Here is a 17,251-nt window from a genome sequence, read left to right on the forward strand (position 1 = left end):
TTAATTTAAAATTGATACAAATTCTCCCAGCCGGGTAATTTTGTATCGTTTTGAATTTTAGGAGCCTTTCTCTTAATTCTTCCTTAAGTCCTACCACGCATCACTTTTCAAACTTTAACCCTCTCACTTTCCACTATTCCTTTTCGCTGGCATGCACATTGCCTTTTTAGACAAAACTATAAGCATGTACTATGAAATCTAATCCATTTAATATTTGTCCCACGTGTATGCACAGGGAAACCTGTGTATTAACTCAGCAAAAAAACCAAGTTTGGTCATGTAGTGAATATGACGAAGAAACTTCGGACTTAAAATCTACCGATGATTCTCGCGCCACTATTTCTATAGAAGACCAGCCAGAGATGGCAATGGCATAAAATTAAAATAATTAATACCTATGAATATCAACAACTTAATATCTGCTTTTAAAAATAGAAGATCAAATAATAAGTCGAACTCTGGAACAATCACCTCAGGGACAAATGAGATTTCTTATAAAAGTAAATATGAGCAAAGGCGTATTAGCAACCGTCTATTTAAATAAACAAATTTTAAAATACTCTATAAACAGTCTATAATTATGACAACAATAACTGCAAAATTAAATAACGAAGTTAAAAAAGCTCCTGTAAAAGGTATGATGGAGAATGTTATGCAACAGTTTAACAGTGCTGCAGACCATATTAATCTTCATCCAAATATTCGCAAAATATTAAGTATAACAAACAATGAGATCGTAGTACATTTCCCTGTGAAAATGGACAGTGGAGAAGTAGAAATTTTCACTGGGTATAGAGTGCAACATAATAATGCTTTAGGACCATATAAAGGTGGATTACGTTATCATCCAACAGTAGATATAGATGCGGCTAGAGCATTAGCAATGTGGATGACATGGAAAACGTCCCTTGCAGGTTTACCTTATGGTGGAGGAAAAGGAGGTATTCAATTAGATCCTTCCATATATTCTGAAGGAGAACTAGAGCGTATCACTCGTAGATTTACATTTGCTTTAGCAGATAATATTGGACCAGAACATGATATTCCAGCCCCAGATGTAAACACGAACAGTCAAACCATGGCTTGGATTGCAGACACTTACATGAGCACACGTCCTCCGGCAGAACGTACCGCAAACCAGCATGTGGTTACTGGGAAACCTGATGGTAGTGGAGGTTTGGAAGGTCGTGATCGCGCAACAGGTTATGGCGTATTCTTAAATATAAAATTTTGGGCTAAACGCAATAATGAGACTCTTTTAGATAAGAAATTTATTGTGCAAGGTTTTGGTAATGTTGGCTATTGGGCTTCTCATTTCTTAGAGAAAGAAGGGGCAAAATTAGTAGCAGTACAAGATGCTTTTGGAAGTGTAGAAAATAAAAATGGGATTTCTGTAGAAGACCTTTTTAATTACAGTATCGCAAATAATGGAAGCATCGTTTCTTTTCCTGAAGCCACCGGAATGAGTAATGAAAATTTCTACGGAACTGAATGTGATATCTGTATTCCTGCAGCCTTAGGAAACCAGATAACTGAAAGTAATGCACATACAATTAAAGCTAAGTTAATTGCTGAAGGAGCAAATGGACCTACAAGTGTTGAAGGTGAAAAGGTTCTATTAGAAAGAGGCATCACAATTATCCCTGATATCTTATGTAATTCTGGTGGTGTCGTTGGAAGTTATTTTGAATGGTTACAGAACCGAAATGGAGAGCTTTGGCAACTAGATGAAGTAATGGCTAAACTTGATAAAAAGATGTTAGAGTCTTTTAATAAAGTATATGAATATTCCGAAAGAGAAGCAATGGACTTGCGCACAGCAGCCTTCTGTATTGCGATAAAACGTATAGAGAAAGCATATATACAAAGAGGGATTTTCCCATAATACATAAACGCATTTTAAATAAATGAGATGAAATACGGTAGTTTAATAATAGATAAAAAAGAGTATGTGTATTTAAAGCGCATACTCAATATCTCGGGCTATGCTGAAGATCTTCAAACGAAGAATTCCATTCAACGTTTGATGGGTGAGCTTAAGAATGCCCAAATTGTAAATGATAGTGAAATGCCTATAGATGTTATTAGATTTAATAGTAAGATCATGGTGTATTCAGAAAATGGCTGGGAAAGGTCTATTCAGCTTGTGATCCCACAAGACAAGGATGCAAAGCAAGACAAAATCTCCATTCTTACTCCAATGGGTGCCGCTCTTTTTGGTTATTCTGAAGGAGATACTATAGAATGGGATTTTCCATCTGGGAAACAAGTAATTAAGATCGTGGCGGTTGTTCAGGATGAGAATCAAAACAAAATTAAGACACCTATTTAAATAATTATAAAAATGGAAACACTAGAAACAAAAATATATAATCACGATTCTGAAATTGATGTAACGCATAAAATAAACTCGACAGAATTAGATAATTGGATCAATCATTTAATATATATTAAAAAAGAATTGAGTAATCTAATTGGTCTTTATGGCCAAGATCTAAGTGATAAATTAGAAGATGAAAGTATCCTTCAAAAATTTCAGAAGAAAGATTCAGAAAATGATCTATTACTAAAAGCCCTTCACAAATACATGGGTTCTAGAAGTGATATCCGGGAATGTGAAGATACCCAATGTGATATGATTTATATAACAGAGCACGAGAGTTATCGTAGAAGTTACTTATATCATCTGGATAAATACAGAAAGTTAAAAGATGAATTTTTCAGCAAAATTCAGGGCAAATTCACTTGGCTAAATCCTCAGTCTTAAGAAATTAAATAGTATTGGAAACTGCATTATCATATAAAACTGATGTTCATAGAAAGCTGTGCATAAGAAAGGATCTTATAGAGCTAAGTCAATGGATAGATATCCTTTCTAACATTAATGAAGAAGTAGATTATTTAAAATTAATTGAGAAGCAGCTTTTAAAGAACAACAGTATTAATGTGAACCTTCAAGGCTTGCGTAGAAAGAATACTTTATTAATGGGAATGCTATGTAAATATGAGCAAGAATTAAATACAGAATACGAATACGGGAAAAATGAATATAATTTAATGCGTGCAAAAGAGCATGAGAAAAGACGAGATGTTCATGCCGCTTTCATACAAGAGTTCACTTTGCTTAAAAGAGAAATATACATTCTGTTAACTCAATATCAACGAAAATAGCAACATTGAAAAGATGAAAAACATTTTAATTCCCATCAATTTTAATTACAATGATTATGCTGCTATAGACTACGCGATTAAATTTTTCGAAAAAGCGCCCTGTCATTTTTACTTTTTCAACAATTTCGATTTAGAAATACATGGCTTAAATGCAATAGAACTACTCCAAGCAGATGAAGATTGGTATGAAAAACCAAAAAAGGATTCTGAAAATAAAACGAGGGCTGTATTACAAAAATACCGCTACAATAATAGAGCTAAAGAACATTTTTTTAGTGCAGTTATTGAGGGAACAAGTTTAATAAAGGGTTTAAAGAAAACTATAAAAGAAAAGGGAATTGATATTGTTCTTCTCGCTGGAAAAAATAATTCAACAAAAAATAATAGCAAATATCATCCTGATACTAAGAGAATTATAGAAAATATTGGGGAATGTCCTGTTATTATTCTACCTCCTTCAGTAAAATTTCAGCAATCGCCAGAATTCGTATTCGTGTTAAACTCTCGAAAAGAACCTTCTAAACTTGAAATTCAGAATTGGTGTGAATTAGTTAAAATTACAAAAGGAACAATTAAAATAGTTAAGCTTACTGCGAATAACAAAAAGTACTCTCCTAAACAATCGAATAATAGTCTGCTTCAATTATCAATTAATATGCATTCTGATAATGCGGTTGAAATAGATTATATAGATACTATGAAAGAAATTAAAGAGTTAACGAATGATTGTTCTGGTAAAATTATTTGTTTGGTAGATAGAAAACCCAGTATTTGGAGAAAGTGCGGATTTACCACCTCTTGGATCTCGAATTTTGGACCATTATGGAATACACCACTTATTACATTGCAGGGGTAACATTTGGCAGAGCATCCTTAAATATAAGGCGCAAATCTATTTGAGGCTAAACTCTAAAACAAAATTCTACTCTAATAATTTGAAGTAATTCTTAGTTGTAGTTATAATTAAGCTGATATCGAAAATCAGTGCGAATTTTAATTCGAATAAAACAAGCTACTGTTTTTCTTTAGGTAGGGCTTGAAAACCTTTCCTATCCATATTTCCCCACCCAGATTTAACTCCAAATATCTTTTTATAATAGCCTTGCACCTGCCCTAAAACGAGAATTGGGTGATATATAAAAGGTTCTAAATAAGCAGCGAGTAATAGTTCTACCACCTCTTTTCCTGTACTATAATGTTTGAAATTTTTGACGTATATAAATATTGAAATTGTAGAAAATATACAGCCTAAGAGGTAAACACTTGTAAAAAGTAGAATTGCTATATTCCAATTAATAAGGCCAAGAATGGTAAATACTATAAGACTTAAAAATCCCACAAATTCCACAATGGGGGCGCCTAATTCAAAAAACATCCAATATGGGTAGTAGAATAGCCCCATATCTCTATACTTACGGTTAAAAAAGAGATCTTTGTGAAGTCTCATGGTTTCCCAAAGTCCACGTGCCCATCTATCCCTTTGTTTTATTAGAACATCTATACTATTTGGCGCTTCCGTCCAACATAATGTTTCTGGAAGATATACCATCTTATAAGGTACTTTAATCTCTTCCATATGTTTTCTAAGTCGGATTCCAAGTTCGAGGTCTTCCCCTACAGTATGAATATTAAAGCCATTTACCTCAATCATTCTGTTTCGCGCATATAGGCCAAAAGCCCCTGAAACCAACATCACCCCGTTAATTTCACTCCAAGCCATTCTACCCAATAAAAATGCTCTAATATACTCTACTACCTGTATCATTGGAATTAATCTATCTGGTAAACGTAGTTTTTCCACCACCCCATTTTTCACAATAGAATCGTTTATAATTCCTATTGCTGCTCCACAGGCCACAATTTCCTGATCAAATTCTTCTAGATAAGGCCTAACCATTTTAAGAAGCGCATCCTGCTCTATAATACAATCTGCATCTGTACAAAGAACCAGCTCTGTCGCCGCAAAATTAATTCCAGCATTATTCGCATCAGATTTCCCACCGTTATTCTTATCTATAACAGTAAGTTGTCTGTACTGTAATTTTCTACTTCGATAGATCTTATTTACCGTAGATGTGGGAATAGGTTGAGTTATAAAGGTGGAATCGAAAGGCTCCAAATCATATTTATCTATTAATAGTTCTAACGTATTATCGGTGCTTCCATCATTTACTATGATCAAATCATAGAAAGGATACTGAAGTGATAACAAGGATTTTACATTTTCCACGATCGTTCTTCCCTCATTAAATGCCGGTGCTATTAGTGTGATGGAAGGAATATCGGTTGCACTTACAATATCGTTTACTTGTAAGAACCTTGCTTTTCTTTTATTTCTATTTACAGATCGGTTAGAAAGAAGAATTGCGAAAAAATACAGCGCTATTAAACAGAATCCGTAGAAAAGGAAAAAGTATTTTAGAACCAAATATATGTAGTAATAAAGATCTATTTCCATTAAAATTTATTTAAACTGAAATAGATTCACTGTCAGCATTTTGTGTATACTGGTGGTAGTAGTAATCCTGAACTTCTTCTTTAAACCCGTTGTTCCATAAAATATCTGCCGTACTAAGTTTAATAATATCATTACCATTATATAACAGGTCTTTATAAAATGACAGATCTATTTCCGAAGATATTCTCTGAATATATTTAAGTAGCAATAATTGCTGCTCGGTATTATTAATATTTTTAAATTTTTCCTTTATTTCCACTAATTGCTCATCGCTTAATAAAAAAGAAGAGATGCAATAAATGGCTGCTTCCCTTGTCTCAAATTTTGGATTATCTATAAACTGAATGATATATGCAACATCCTCGGTTAGATGGAATTTTCTAATAATTCTCATAATCAATTCATTAGCATAAGGCCTGTCACTATTATAAGCCCTTCTTAAATGCTTAAGATCTGGAACAGGATAAAGGTCATTTAACTTTTCTACAATTTTAATTTGTTGCCAAAGGGTCATTTGTCGTTTCAAATATGGCAAAAACCTAAGACTCTTCCAACCTAGAAAGATCACAATACCAATTTGAGCTTCCCTTCTTACATATATATTCTTATTATTTCTAAGCCTTATTAGTTCACGTGTATATTGACTTTGATCCATTTCATAGATCTCCCGAATCCCTCTTGCTTTTATATACCATTTCTTATTGTTCAGCTTACTTGCTGAAGCTCCATAAGGTGGTATTTGTGTGAAAAGTGTTTTAAGTTTTATATAATTCACCCCGAGTATAGATCGTTGGGTTCTAATCATAAGATCTATCAAATATTGAACGTTCCTAGGTTTAGATGGAACGATGCCTACAGCTTTCAATTCTCTTTGTATCTCAATAAGATTAGGCTTTTCATTTGGTTTAGGATATAGATACAAGGAGCATATGTTTGCAAAACTGTTCTCTATTAATTTTAAACGCCTAGTTCGCCATTTTCTATATAACATGGTATAGGCGATAGAACCAAAAGTAATTAGCAAAACTAATAGCAAAAATTTTATAAGTAGCTTTAAAATCTCAGCTTCCATCAGGCTATTAATTTTTGAATATTGTCCATATCTAAGGGAATAGGAAAAAAGCCAATTACATTTTGTGAAGCTAATATCTCTTTCTGGATCTTTTTTTGCCCCATATTGGTTACAATGATCAAAGATTTATGAAGGATAATTTCCTGAATTTGAAATACAAAATCTAAAGGTGCAATTCCATCAAAAAGAATATCTGAGATTATAACATCGAAATTTTCAGATTGATCTTCTATATCCAGATCGTTAATAGATCGAATAGCCTTGCATTCGTAATGGTTTAGTACAACCAAACGCTCTATGATCTTTAGGATAATAATATCCTCTTGTATTACCAGTGCTTTTCGCATTAAGAAGTACGAAAATTCATAACACCGAGATAGGTATAAATATTCATTGGGGATTTTTAAAGTTCAAACAGTATTTTTTTATCTATAGGCAAATTTTAAATTAAGTAATTACTAAAACAGAAATATAAAAGTGATGGCGTAATATTATCACTTTTTATTGATATAACACAATAAAGAAGACTTCTATTAATCTGTCCTTTACTAACAAAAAAACACTTGCGAAGAACCATCAAATTTGGTTTTTTAAATGCATGGATCTACGTTTTGGATTTAAGTTTTGAAAATAAACTACAGACTTTTAAGATAGAAATGAGACAAATAAAGTGAAAACTTATTTTTGAGAGATTAGAATTTATTTATCTTTATTTTTTTATTGGTTTAAACAACCTATAACTAACATTATATTAGTCGATTATTGTTTTTATGTTTATCCAATTATTAAAAAGCACCCTAAAACCCCATTTGTGATACATCACCTACCTAATCTAGCGTGTGGAAAAATCAACTTTTTCTCCGCCTTCAGTTTAATATTGATTTTTCTAGTTTTTTCTTCTTCATTAAATGCTCAAGACACGCTATCATCAGACGAGTTATTTATAAACGCAAGAACAGCAGCTTTCGATGAAGATGATTACCCAAAAGCAATAAGAATTACAAAACAAGCTTTAGAAATAAGTCCAGATTACGCCGATATTAGAATTTTTCTTGGAAGACTCTACACTTGGACCGATGAAGTAGAAATGGCAAGAAAAGAATTCGATAGAGTAATTAAAAAAAGTCCGGGATATGAAGATGCTCATTTAGCCTACGGTTATTTAGAGTATTGGAATGATAATCCAAAAAAAGCCTTAGAAGTTGTTCAACCGGGAATAGATAAAAATCCGGACTCTAAAGGATTAATGATGCTGAAGGCTAAGATTCTAAATAATCTAGAACGATTTACTGAAGCCAATACTACCCTAGATGAATTACTTGCTTTTCATCCCAATTATTCTGAAGCCAGAGCTTTTAGTCAGACCATCAAGAATCTATCCTCAAAAAACCAAATTGGTGTAGACTATGATTTTGTCTATTTCGATGAACGTTTTAGTGATCCATGGCATTTGGGAAGTATAAGTTATGGAAGAGCAACAGCATTAGGTTCTGTTACAGGAAGATTTAATTACGCAAATAGATTTACTACTAATGGAGTGCAATTTGAAGTAGATGCATATCCTAGAATCTCCGATACATTTTATGCTTATGTGAGCGGTGGTATCTCAGAGAACGGTGGGATTTTCCCTAGATATCGTGCTGGATTTTCTTTGTATGCCAATCTTCCCAAATCCTTTGAAGCAGATGCCGGATTTAGGTTTCTAAGTTTCAGCAAATCTACATGGATTTATACAGCATCTGTAGGTAAGTATTACAGTAATTATTGGTTTAATTTAAGAACCTATTTAACACCTTCCAATAATTCTCTATCTAAATCTATTTCTTTAACTGTGAGATATTATTTAGCTGGTGCAGATGATTTCTTAAGCTTAAGAATTGGAACGGGACTCTCCCCAGATAGACCTGAAAATTATATCTTATATAATGATGATAATGATATCATAGGAACAATTAAACAAGAGGATTTAAAATCTAGTAATATTAATTTGGGGTATAGAAAGTCTATAAATAAAACAAATATATTTTCCATTGATTTAAGTGCGGAAAATCAAGAATACAAATTAGATCAAAAAGGCTATCAGTTCACTATAGGTGCAGGCTATACCAAAAGGTTTTAATAATGAAAAAGAACATTGTATTTACAATTATTTTATTACTCCTTTTCTTACCATTTTTCATGTGGCTAGCTTGGATCTTTACTCCTAAAACAAAGTTTGTAGCAGCTATTATAGATAAAACAGTACTTACCACACAAGGGCAAGAACATATATCATTTAACTGGATCCTTAATTATAATAGATATACAAAAACATCCATAGATCCTTACGAAATTGATCATGATTATTTTGGATTTTTCCCTTTGGAAGATGAAAAGTATAAGTTAAAAGGTCTTGAAAGATTTACCTCCAAGCAAATAGACCAATTAAGTGATGATGCAGATATGGTATATTTTACAGATACCTATGGAATTTATAACAATGAATGGTTTCAGAAAACGAATGTTAACGAACGTTCCGGAATGTTATATGGAGGTTTAAGTGATAAAGACCTAGAGTTACTAGCTTTAATGAAGGAGAAAAAAAAGTTAATAATTACCGAATTCAATACTATTGGCTCTCCCACACAATCTAGAAATAGAGCTCTTTTTGAGGAAATGTTTGCTTTAAAATGGACAGGCTGGACCGCCAGATATTTTGATAATTTAGATCTGGAAGTGAATAAAGAATTACCACAGTGGTTAATTAAAAATTACAAAAAATCTCATAATAATCAATGGCCTTTTACAAAATCTGGAATTGCATTTGTGAATGATCAAGACCAAGTGGTGATCTTAGAAGAGGACACTCATTTAAGCAATGCAATGCCGCATATAATTAGTACAGAATTTGCTCAAGATCATTATGGTCTACCTGAAAAGATTAGATACTCATTCTGGTTTGATGTAATGAAACCAGATTTAAAGGTCAATGAAGTAATATCATCGTTTAATATAAGCACCAATAAAGAAGGTATGAAGGAACTAAATAAATACGGTATTCCTAACATATTCCCTGCAATTACAATGCATAAAAACAAGGATTATAGTTTCTTTTATCTTTCAGGAGATTTTAGCGATAATCCTATAAATTATAATTCTTCTTATTTTAAAGGCATAGGATACTTTAAAGGGATGTTTTACGATGAAAATGATATCACAGAAAGAACAAGTTTTTTCTGGAAATATTATCGCCCTTTAATAAACACTATTCTTGAGGAATATATTGAAGAATAGTAATTTCCATTATTAATTAGGCGTGTAATTGGAATAAATGGAATCTGGTATCATTTGTTTTCCTATAATTATTTCAGAATTACGTTGTTTAAACAATTCAAAAGCTCCCATTAACCTATTCTTTTCAGTTTCGTCATCCACTAGATCTTCACCCAAATCTTTGTTCATCTTAAAAAGATCTGTCCCATTTAGATGATATTCTCCCATAATAAAATCATCTAAATTAGTTTTTGTTTGCATCAATGGTAAGTAATGAATATTCTGAAAGCTTCTGGTAGTATCCAAGCCCTGCCCTACCCAACTTGTGTATTTAGGTAATTTAATATTATGATTGCTTTTTAAATAAGATAATATACTTGGAGTAATATTGAAATGTGTAGAAACAGATTCAATCTCTGCAGTCCTCTTTAATAAGGGAGAATAAACAATTAACGGCACATGATATCTATCTATTTTCGTGCTCATTGGGATTTCCGGAATCCTATGATCTCCAGTTATAAGAAAGATCGTATTATCATAATCTGCTCTCTTTTTGTATTCTTCGAAGAAATTTTTCAAGGCATCATCTGCGTACAATATAGTTAGATATTGCTTCGCATAATTTCTATGAGATTCCTTCTCAGATTCATTAAATCTGAGATAATCCATTCGTTCTTCAAATTTGGTGTTGTATTTATCTACCTCATCAATTAGAAACGGACTATGCGTAGTGACCGTTAAAAGCACACTTAACTGGGGTTTTTCTTCTACTTCTTTTCTAGAATTCAGAAAATATCTATATAGCTCTTTATCGTTATATCCCCATGAAAATCCATTATTTGCTGGTAATTTTTTATATCCTGAAGGGAATGTTTTTTCATCATTCAATTCATCTATTTTATTGGCATTTAAGTAGAGTGCCATATTATCAAATTGTGCATCACCTCCATAATAGAAAGAGGTGTTATAACCATTAAATTTTAGAGTATTCAATAAAGACAATTGCTTAGGCATGTTATTACCCATCCCTAAATATCCGTTTTCTGCAAAAGGTAAAGAGCCAAGTAAAGATGGTAATACAGCAAAAGTTCTTCCCCCTTGACTTAGGAAGTTTTTCCAATACATTCCGTCTTCTGCAAGATCTGTCAAGAACGGTGTGAAATTCCCTAAATATGCTCCTTCATTTGTAAACGCCCTTCCTAAGCCTTCAACTAAAATAATAACAATATTTGGAGCTTTCTCTTGTGGAGTGAAAAATGGAGATAATACATCGTTAGTAACTTCCTCATGTAAAAAAGGATAATTCTCTTCATCTATAAAATTAAATGTAATGCCTTCACTAAACTTATTAAAAAAGTCACCAATATAATTATCGGCATAGATATCTGTTTCAAAAATCACTGGATTATAATAGGAATATGCGCTGCTATAAAAATGATCAGATTTATTGGTGACCAAACTATTGGCATAATCTGAATCTAAATTTACCTTTCCAACTGCTTTATATTCACTAAAGGACATAAATAAAAGCGAAACCAGTGGCAAAATGAGAGCAATATAAAATGTTGGCTTCACCCTTTTGGTAAATAAATGAGTAGAAAAAATAACAATACTAATAAGAACTATAAAAGTAATAATAGAAACTGCATTTAAGCCACCAGAAGAACCAACAGTTTGCTTAATGTCTTCTATACTGTAACCAAAAAGATCGGCTCCCAGCATTACCAATGCAGCATTAAAATAATTTAGCAGTAAAATTTGAATTACAAAAAACAAGATCATTAAAATCTGGAAACTTAATCTCGCTAATCTGGGAGAAAGCAAATAAATTGGGACATATATAATATAAATTATAAGCACCCATTTTAACCAAAATAATAGGTCTAAATATCCACTCCAAAGTAATAGGTTAAAAAATCCACTAGGTAAACCATTAGTAAAAGAATTAAGGCTTAACTCTACTGCACTAAACACAAACATGAGTAACAACCAAATAAGCGAAAAACTTGCAAAGTATCTTGTAGCGTGAACTAATCTTTCTTTTAATGAAATTCGTTTTGTATCCTTTGCCATTCTCAAAATGTTAAAATAGGTGATTTGGGGTAAACCGTATTTTTTAAAGTATTCAAAAATAGAATTATTTTTCAATACTACTTTAGTCTTTTTGGATATTCTAAAATTCTGAAATGAAAGCAGATATAGAAGAGGCTTCTATTTACTATATCTTAAGCTCGATCCTAATTTCTAAAATTATTCATTCTGTAAATTTTAATAAGAATTTATTTGCTTTCTTAGTCCAGCCATATTATCTCAATTTTCTTAAATATTAATATTCACAACGAATTAAAAGAGCCAATTTCTAAGCAACGATTTATATTAAAATTAAAAACCTTTAACATTTTTAAAACCTCTCTGTATTTTATCACGTAGATATAGAGGTAATTCATATTTTTATTTAATTCTAAATTATACTTGAGGACCAAACGATCCAGTCATTCTATTTTTGTTCGCAGCCTACTGGTTGTAATATCCTTATTATATGTGATTTCTCCATTACACTCAGAATTTAATATACTCCTTCATAAGATTTCTCATAATGTCATAGCTGCACTGCAAGTTCCAGATGATCATCATGCTATAAAACATACTGAAAAACATCATCATCAAAATGTGGTTCACGACCATGAATTCTTGGTTTCAAGTCATAATGAATTGAAAATAGACAAGCATTCTAAAGGAAAAATTGAAACTCACAAACACGAGTTAATATCCTTTTTCAACTCACTTTTTATTACAGATCATTCACAAAATAATAATGAAAAAGATTTTATCAAAAATAAAATAGATAAACATATACTCTCTTTTAATTTGGAATTAGCTTACTCCATTAAGGAATATGAAAAGAAGTGTTTATGGTTCTACTATAACTTATTTAAAGGCCTGAATTTGGAAATTGTAATTCCTCCTCCTCAAAGTACGCTTTCATAAAACATATCTTAATTTATTTCAGCAGAAATAGAGAATGAATGGATTTTACATCCATCTAATCTATTATTATCTTTTGCTGAGTGCTTATCTATTCCTAAAACTTCTAAGGTCTAGATTCTTGTGATATGTATTCTGTTAACATACTTACATAAAGCGATCTTTCATGGATCCTAATAACTCAATAAATTTCCAAAATGAAATATATAATTACAATATTTATAATACTCTTTACCCATGTCCTCTTTGCTCAAAAAATTGAAGGCATCGTTGTTAGTTCGAATAACCAACCCCTGGAAAATGTGGCGATATTTAATAAAAATACCGGCCAACATAGTCACTCTGATGCCTCAGGTTCATTTAACCTCTCTAAAAGTAATCTAAAGGACTCCGTATATTTTTCGAACCTCGGCTACAAAACTAAACTTGCGATCATCTCAGCAGAAAATATCGACCAGCCATTCACCCTTGTAATGGAAGAGTCTAGTATATCTTTAGAACAAGTAGTATTGGTTTCTGAAGTGAATGCACTTAGTAGACTAATGGAGATAGACATTCAGACAAATCCTGTAAAATCATCTCAGGAAATACTTAGAAAAGTACCAGGTTTAATAATCGGTCAGCATGCAGGCGGTGGAAAAGCAGAACAGATTTTTCTAAGAGGTTTTGATGTGGATCATGGAACCGATATAGCAATTAGCGTAGATGGATTGCCAGTAAATATGGTGTCTCACGCTCATGGGCAAGGTTATGCAGATCTACATTTTGTGATTCCCGAAACCATCGAGAATTTAAATTTTGGCAAGGGACCATTTTATTCGGATAAGGGCAATTTTAATACTGCAGGCTATATAAACCTTCAATTAAAAAAAGATCTGGATAAAAATTTAATTTCTTTAGAGGCTGGCCAGTTTAATAGCAAACGTCTAGTAAGCATGTTTAAACTTGTGGAATCTGGAAATAGCAAGGCCTATGTGGCGTCTGAATTATCACTATCTGACGGCCCCTTTGATTCTCCCCAGAATTTTAACCGAATAAACATAATAGGTAGATATAATTATAATTTAATTGGAGATCAAGAATTAACAATTACTGCTTCTCATTTCCAAAGTAAGTGGGATGCCTCAGGACAAATACCTCAAAGGGCAATAGACCAAAATTTAATTGGAAGGTTTGGGGCTATAGACGACACAGAAGGCGGGAATACTAGTAGATCTAACCTACTTATTAATCATTTTAAAAGAATTGATGGTAATAGCGTTATAAAATCGAAAGCATTTATTTCTCAGTATGATTTTGAGCTCTACTCCAACTTTACCTTTTTTCTTGAAGACCCTGTAAACGGGGATCAAATAAGACAAAAAGAAAATCGTGTACTCATTGGAGCAGAGAGTGTTTTTGAGAGAAAAAACATAGATCTTGGAAGCAATGGTGAGTTAGAGTATGCTTCGGGAATTGGGTTTCGCTATGATAAGGTAAACGATGTGGAACTTTCTAGCACCCTAAACCGGCAAACAACATTAAATCAAATCTCTTATGGAGATATAGATGAGGTAAACACGTATGCTTTTTTGAACACCAAATTTAAATTAGGAAAATGGACTCTTAATCCAGCACTTAGATTAGACTATTTTAAATTCGATTATTTAAATAAGATAACTCCCACTTACAATAATCAAAGTGAAACTAAATTCGCATTTAGCCCAAAACTTAATACGATCTATTCGGTAAATAGAGATTGGCAACTTTTTCTTAAATCTGGAATAGGATTTCACTCTAACGATGCCAGAGTAGTGGTTGCCAACGACGGGAGATCTATTTTACCTGCCGCGTATGGATTGGATTTTGGAACGATATTTAAGCCTGTGCAAAAATTAGCTTTAAATGCTGCACTTTGGAGTTTGTTCCTAGATCAAGAGTTTGTGTATGTAGGAGACGCAGGTATTGTAGAACCAAGCGGAAAGACTAGACGATTAGGTATAGAATTAGGGGCGCGTTACCAAGCCCGGGATTGGTTATATCTTTATACAGATGTTAACTATACCTATGCTAGAAGTACAGAGCAAACAAAAGGGCAAGATTTCATTCCATTATCCCCAAGCTTTACTTCATCTGGAGGAATTGGCATTAACGATCTCAATGGTTTTTCGGGAGGTCTAACCTATAGATTTGTAGATAATAGACCTGCCAATGAAGATAACTCTATTGTAGCTGAAGGTTATTTTATTACAGATCTTAATGTTAGTTATAATTGGAAAAATTGGTCTTACGGAATTATTGTAGAGAACATTTTTAATACTGAATGGAACGAGACTCAATTTGCTACAGAAAGCCGATTATTTAATGAATCTGCACCTGTAGAAGAAATACATTTTACTCCTGGAACCCCGTTCTTCCTTAGAGGTAAGCTTGCTGTAACTTTCTAAGGAAACAATGAACATAAACAAAAGGCCCTGTAAAAAATTACAGGGCCTTTTATTTTAGCTAACAATCGAATCTTCAAGAATAAATTTCACCACCATCTCTGCGTGTAAATCAGTAGTAGCCAATAATGGTAAATTAAAATTATTTTGCTTAAGAAGCATTGGAAGTTCTGTACATCCTAAAATGATCCCCTCAGCCCCTTTTGCTTTAAGCAATTCCATCTGGTCTATAAAAAAACTTTTAGCTTCTTCTGTAAATTTTCCCTGAGTTAATTCATTAGAAATATAATAATGACATTTATCTATATACTCAGGATCGGGAATTATTGTCTCAATACTAAAATTTCCTTTTAAATACTCCTGCATAAAACCACGTGTCATCGTAGGTTGGTTACCCAATAATCCCAACTTCTTTATTTTATTATTTGTAGCTTCTAACCCAACAGCATCTGCAATATGTAAGATAGGAATTCCTATTTTAGGCTGAACATAATCAAAAACCATATGAGGGGTATTCGCACAAATTACGAGCGCTTTTGCTCCGATACTTTCCAATTTTTTTGCAATATCCAGATAGGCCATATTAATTTTTTCCTTATTCTGTTCGCGCATAAGTTCAATATTCAAACTATAAATAATTAATGGCGGGTTGCCCCAAGTACCTCTTTTCTCACCAACCATTTCATTGATCATCCTATAATATACAATTGTTGAATGCCAAGAAGTCCCTCCTATTAAACCTATTTTTCTCATATTATTTATGGATTATGAATGTCTAGCTCCTATCACAAAATAAATTTACAAAGGCCAGTTGGGTTGGATTATGATCATCGTCATAAAATAGGATAGTCCAAATAATTTAAAAAGCCCCGAACTTTCGTTCAAGGCTTCTTATAGTTCGAGAGAACCTGCGATATTCGATTTTTTTTGAACTAAAAAAGCCCTGAACTTTCATTCAAGGCTTTTTTTCGTCGGGGTGGCAGGATAATTTATTCAAGAACAAACTCCCTATCCACAGTGCTTTCACTGAAAATCAAATTGATGTTTCACCGAATGATTCACCAAACTTCATAAAACAAAGAGCTTCATATTATTTAGTCGTCTTTGTGTTGTAAAGATATGATTTTCTTTAAAATAGACTTTCCTAAAAACTAGTTTTCCATTTTCCTGCTACTTTTTTTAGTAGATGCAAATGGACAAGATTTAGAAGTTAGCCGGACTGCATAAGCCGGGCTTCATACTTTGCCCTTTTATAAGTCCTTTCCTAATTCTAAATCTTGAAAGGAACAGCATCAAAAAAAGGTAGTAGCGAAGGCTCTGGAAGAAGTAAATTGATTTAATGGTTTGGGAATATTTATTTTCAGAAAAATTTAAGGTCAATCAAAAAAGGAAAGTGCTTAGGATAAAAAAAGTAAATTGTATGTAGCACCGTGAGACTATTTTTTCAATTAGTATTCCGTTTTTATTTTAATTAAAAATGAAATTAGGAATAGCAAGAGGGTAACACGCTGCGCGATGTTGCATATTCCTAATTCATTGACTGTAAGTTATTTATAATATATTAGTTTATCTTATTTTACTAAATTTGAGACAAATGCCTTGAAAGCCCCTGAAAACAGGCTCATTTTTGCGACAAAATTATTGAAAACGGCTTTTGGAAGTAATTTTACCAATTATATTTTTAATATTTATAGCGGTTGGATGTTTAGATTTCAGCCGTTAACTCTAATAATTGATTGACGATTTAAATAAGCAAAGCAAGATGTGTCATTGTCATGACAATCTTGCTTTGCGCCCGGAGGTTGCAAAGGTAAAAAGAAAAGTAATTCGTCTGATAAATTTATTTTATATTGTTCTATGGAATGCTTAAATACAGTAATACAGCACAAA

Annotated in this window: 15 protein-coding genes; 10 read left to right on the forward strand and 5 right to left on the reverse strand. The window is 32.4% G+C overall.

The features are described from left to right. Positions 1 to 191 precede the first annotated feature (191 nt). The 6 genes from BC962_RS16250 (at position 192) to BC962_RS08105 (ending at position 4,027) form a co-directional block, all read left to right on the forward strand. Complete coding sequence (locus BC962_RS16250) at positions 192 to 377, forward strand: hypothetical protein (RefSeq protein ID WP_147405637.1); 186 nt, start codon at positions 192 to 194, stop codon at positions 375 to 377. 203 nt (positions 378 to 580) lie between these two features. Continuing rightward, positions 581 to 1,885, forward strand: coding sequence for a Glu/Leu/Phe/Val family dehydrogenase (locus tag BC962_RS08085; protein ID WP_121345491.1), 1,305 nt, complete (start codon positions 581 to 583; stop codon positions 1,883 to 1,885). Positions 1,886 to 1,912: 27 nt separating this feature from the next. Beyond that, the gene (locus tag BC962_RS08090; protein ID WP_121345492.1) at positions 1,913 to 2,332 is read left to right on the forward strand and encodes a GreA/GreB family elongation factor; all 420 of its coding nucleotides are present in this window, start codon (positions 1,913 to 1,915) and stop codon (positions 2,330 to 2,332) included. Positions 2,333 to 2,344: 12 nt separating this feature from the next. Next, positions 2,345 to 2,767: a hypothetical protein gene (locus BC962_RS08095; protein WP_121345493.1), complete on the forward strand. Its 423-nt coding sequence runs from the start codon at positions 2,345 to 2,347 to the stop codon at positions 2,765 to 2,767. Positions 2,768 to 2,781: 14 nt separating this feature from the next. Continuing rightward, positions 2,782 to 3,171: a hypothetical protein gene (locus BC962_RS08100; RefSeq protein ID WP_121345494.1), complete on the forward strand. Its 390-nt coding sequence runs from the start codon at positions 2,782 to 2,784 to the stop codon at positions 3,169 to 3,171. Between the two features lie 13 nt (positions 3,172 to 3,184). Beyond that, complete coding sequence (locus BC962_RS08105) at positions 3,185 to 4,027, forward strand: hypothetical protein (RefSeq protein ID WP_121345495.1); 843 nt, start codon at positions 3,185 to 3,187, stop codon at positions 4,025 to 4,027. A 156-nt stretch (positions 4,028 to 4,183) separates the two neighbouring features. Here BC962_RS08105 and BC962_RS08110 read toward each other — a convergent pair whose 3' ends face one another. From BC962_RS08110 to BC962_RS08120, 3 genes are read right to left on the reverse strand one after another with little or no spacing between them, the layout of a single operon-like run. Continuing rightward, a complete protein-coding gene (locus tag BC962_RS08110) occupies positions 4,184 to 5,629 on the reverse strand; it encodes a glycosyltransferase family 2 protein (protein ID WP_121345496.1) in 1,446 nt (481 codons plus the stop codon). Between the two features lie 10 nt (positions 5,630 to 5,639). Then, a complete protein-coding gene (locus BC962_RS08115) occupies positions 5,640 to 6,701 on the reverse strand; it encodes a hypothetical protein (RefSeq protein WP_121345497.1) in 1,062 nt (353 codons plus the stop codon). Further along, entirely contained in the window at positions 6,701 to 7,048 is a 348-nt protein-coding gene (locus BC962_RS08120) for a DNA-binding transcriptional response regulator (protein ID WP_121345498.1), read from the reverse strand. Before BC962_RS08120 ends, BC962_RS08115 begins: the two co-directional genes overlap by 1 nt. 530 nt (positions 7,049 to 7,578) lie before the next feature. Here BC962_RS08120 and BC962_RS08125 point away from each other — a divergent pair. Together BC962_RS08125 and BC962_RS08130 are read left to right on the forward strand one after the other, a co-directional pair. Next, entirely contained in the window at positions 7,579 to 8,820 is a 1,242-nt protein-coding gene (locus tag BC962_RS08125; RefSeq protein WP_245984123.1) for a YaiO family outer membrane beta-barrel protein, read from the forward strand. A gap of 2 nt (positions 8,821 to 8,822) precedes the next feature. Further along, positions 8,823 to 9,974 (forward strand): hypothetical protein, encoded by a 1,152-nt coding sequence (locus BC962_RS08130; protein WP_121345499.1) that lies wholly within the window; start codon positions 8,823 to 8,825, stop codon positions 9,972 to 9,974. A 12-nt stretch (positions 9,975 to 9,986) separates the two neighbouring features. Here the strand turns inward: BC962_RS08130 and BC962_RS08135 are convergent, their stop codons facing one another. Continuing rightward, positions 9,987 to 12,026: an LTA synthase family protein gene (locus tag BC962_RS08135; protein ID WP_121345500.1), complete on the reverse strand. Its 2,040-nt coding sequence runs from the start codon at positions 12,024 to 12,026 to the stop codon at positions 9,987 to 9,989. Between the two features lie 399 nt (positions 12,027 to 12,425). On the opposite strand from BC962_RS08135, the gene BC962_RS08140 reads away from it, so the two are divergent. Next, a complete protein-coding gene (locus BC962_RS08140; protein ID WP_147405638.1) occupies positions 12,426 to 12,941 on the forward strand; it encodes a hypothetical protein in 516 nt (171 codons plus the stop codon). 194 nt (positions 12,942 to 13,135) lie between these two features. Then, positions 13,136 to 15,364 (forward strand): TonB-dependent receptor, encoded by a 2,229-nt coding sequence (locus BC962_RS08145; protein ID WP_121345502.1) that lies wholly within the window; start codon positions 13,136 to 13,138, stop codon positions 15,362 to 15,364. Between the two features lie 54 nt (positions 15,365 to 15,418). Here BC962_RS08145 and BC962_RS08150 read toward each other — a convergent pair whose 3' ends face one another. Continuing rightward, entirely contained in the window at positions 15,419 to 16,114 is a 696-nt protein-coding gene (locus BC962_RS08150) for an aspartate/glutamate racemase family protein (protein ID WP_121345503.1), read from the reverse strand. Positions 16,115 to 17,251: the final 1,137 nt, after the last annotated feature.

The sequence above is a fragment of the Gillisia mitskevichiae genome, from assembly GCF_003634585.1.
Classification (GTDB): Bacteria; Bacteroidota; Bacteroidia; order Flavobacteriales; family Flavobacteriaceae; genus Gillisia; species Gillisia mitskevichiae.

Excerpts from the sequence above, each read along its gene's own strand:
- BC962_RS16250 (WP_147405637.1), top strand. The coding sequence starts at position 192 with ATGAAATCTAATCCATTTAATATTTGTCCCACGTGTATGCACAGGGAA.
- BC962_RS08085 (WP_121345491.1), top strand. The coding sequence starts at position 581 with ATGACAACAATAACTGCAAAATTAAATAACGAAGTTAAAAAAGCTCCT.
- BC962_RS08090 (WP_121345492.1), top strand. The coding sequence starts at position 1,913 with ATGAAATACGGTAGTTTAATAATAGATAAAAAAGAGTATGTGTATTTA.
- BC962_RS08095 (WP_121345493.1), top strand. The coding sequence starts at position 2,345 with ATGGAAACACTAGAAACAAAAATATATAATCACGATTCTGAAATTGAT.
- BC962_RS08105 (WP_121345495.1), top strand. The coding sequence starts at position 3,185 with ATGAAAAACATTTTAATTCCCATCAATTTTAATTACAATGATTATGCT.
- BC962_RS08110 (WP_121345496.1), bottom strand. The coding sequence starts at position 5,629 with ATGGAAATAGATCTTTATTACTACATATATTTGGTTCTAAAATACTTT.
- BC962_RS08115 (WP_121345497.1), bottom strand. The coding sequence starts at position 6,701 with ATGGAAGCTGAGATTTTAAAGCTACTTATAAAATTTTTGCTATTAGTT.
- BC962_RS08120 (WP_121345498.1), bottom strand. The coding sequence starts at position 7,048 with ATGCGAAAAGCACTGGTAATACAAGAGGATATTATTATCCTAAAGATC.
- BC962_RS08130 (WP_121345499.1), top strand. The coding sequence starts at position 8,823 with ATGAAAAAGAACATTGTATTTACAATTATTTTATTACTCCTTTTCTTA.
- BC962_RS08135 (WP_121345500.1), bottom strand. The coding sequence starts at position 12,026 with ATGGCAAAGGATACAAAACGAATTTCATTAAAAGAAAGATTAGTTCAC.
- BC962_RS08145 (WP_121345502.1), top strand. The coding sequence starts at position 13,136 with ATGAAATATATAATTACAATATTTATAATACTCTTTACCCATGTCCTC.
- BC962_RS08150 (WP_121345503.1), bottom strand. The coding sequence starts at position 16,114 with ATGAGAAAAATAGGTTTAATAGGAGGGACTTCTTGGCATTCAACAATT.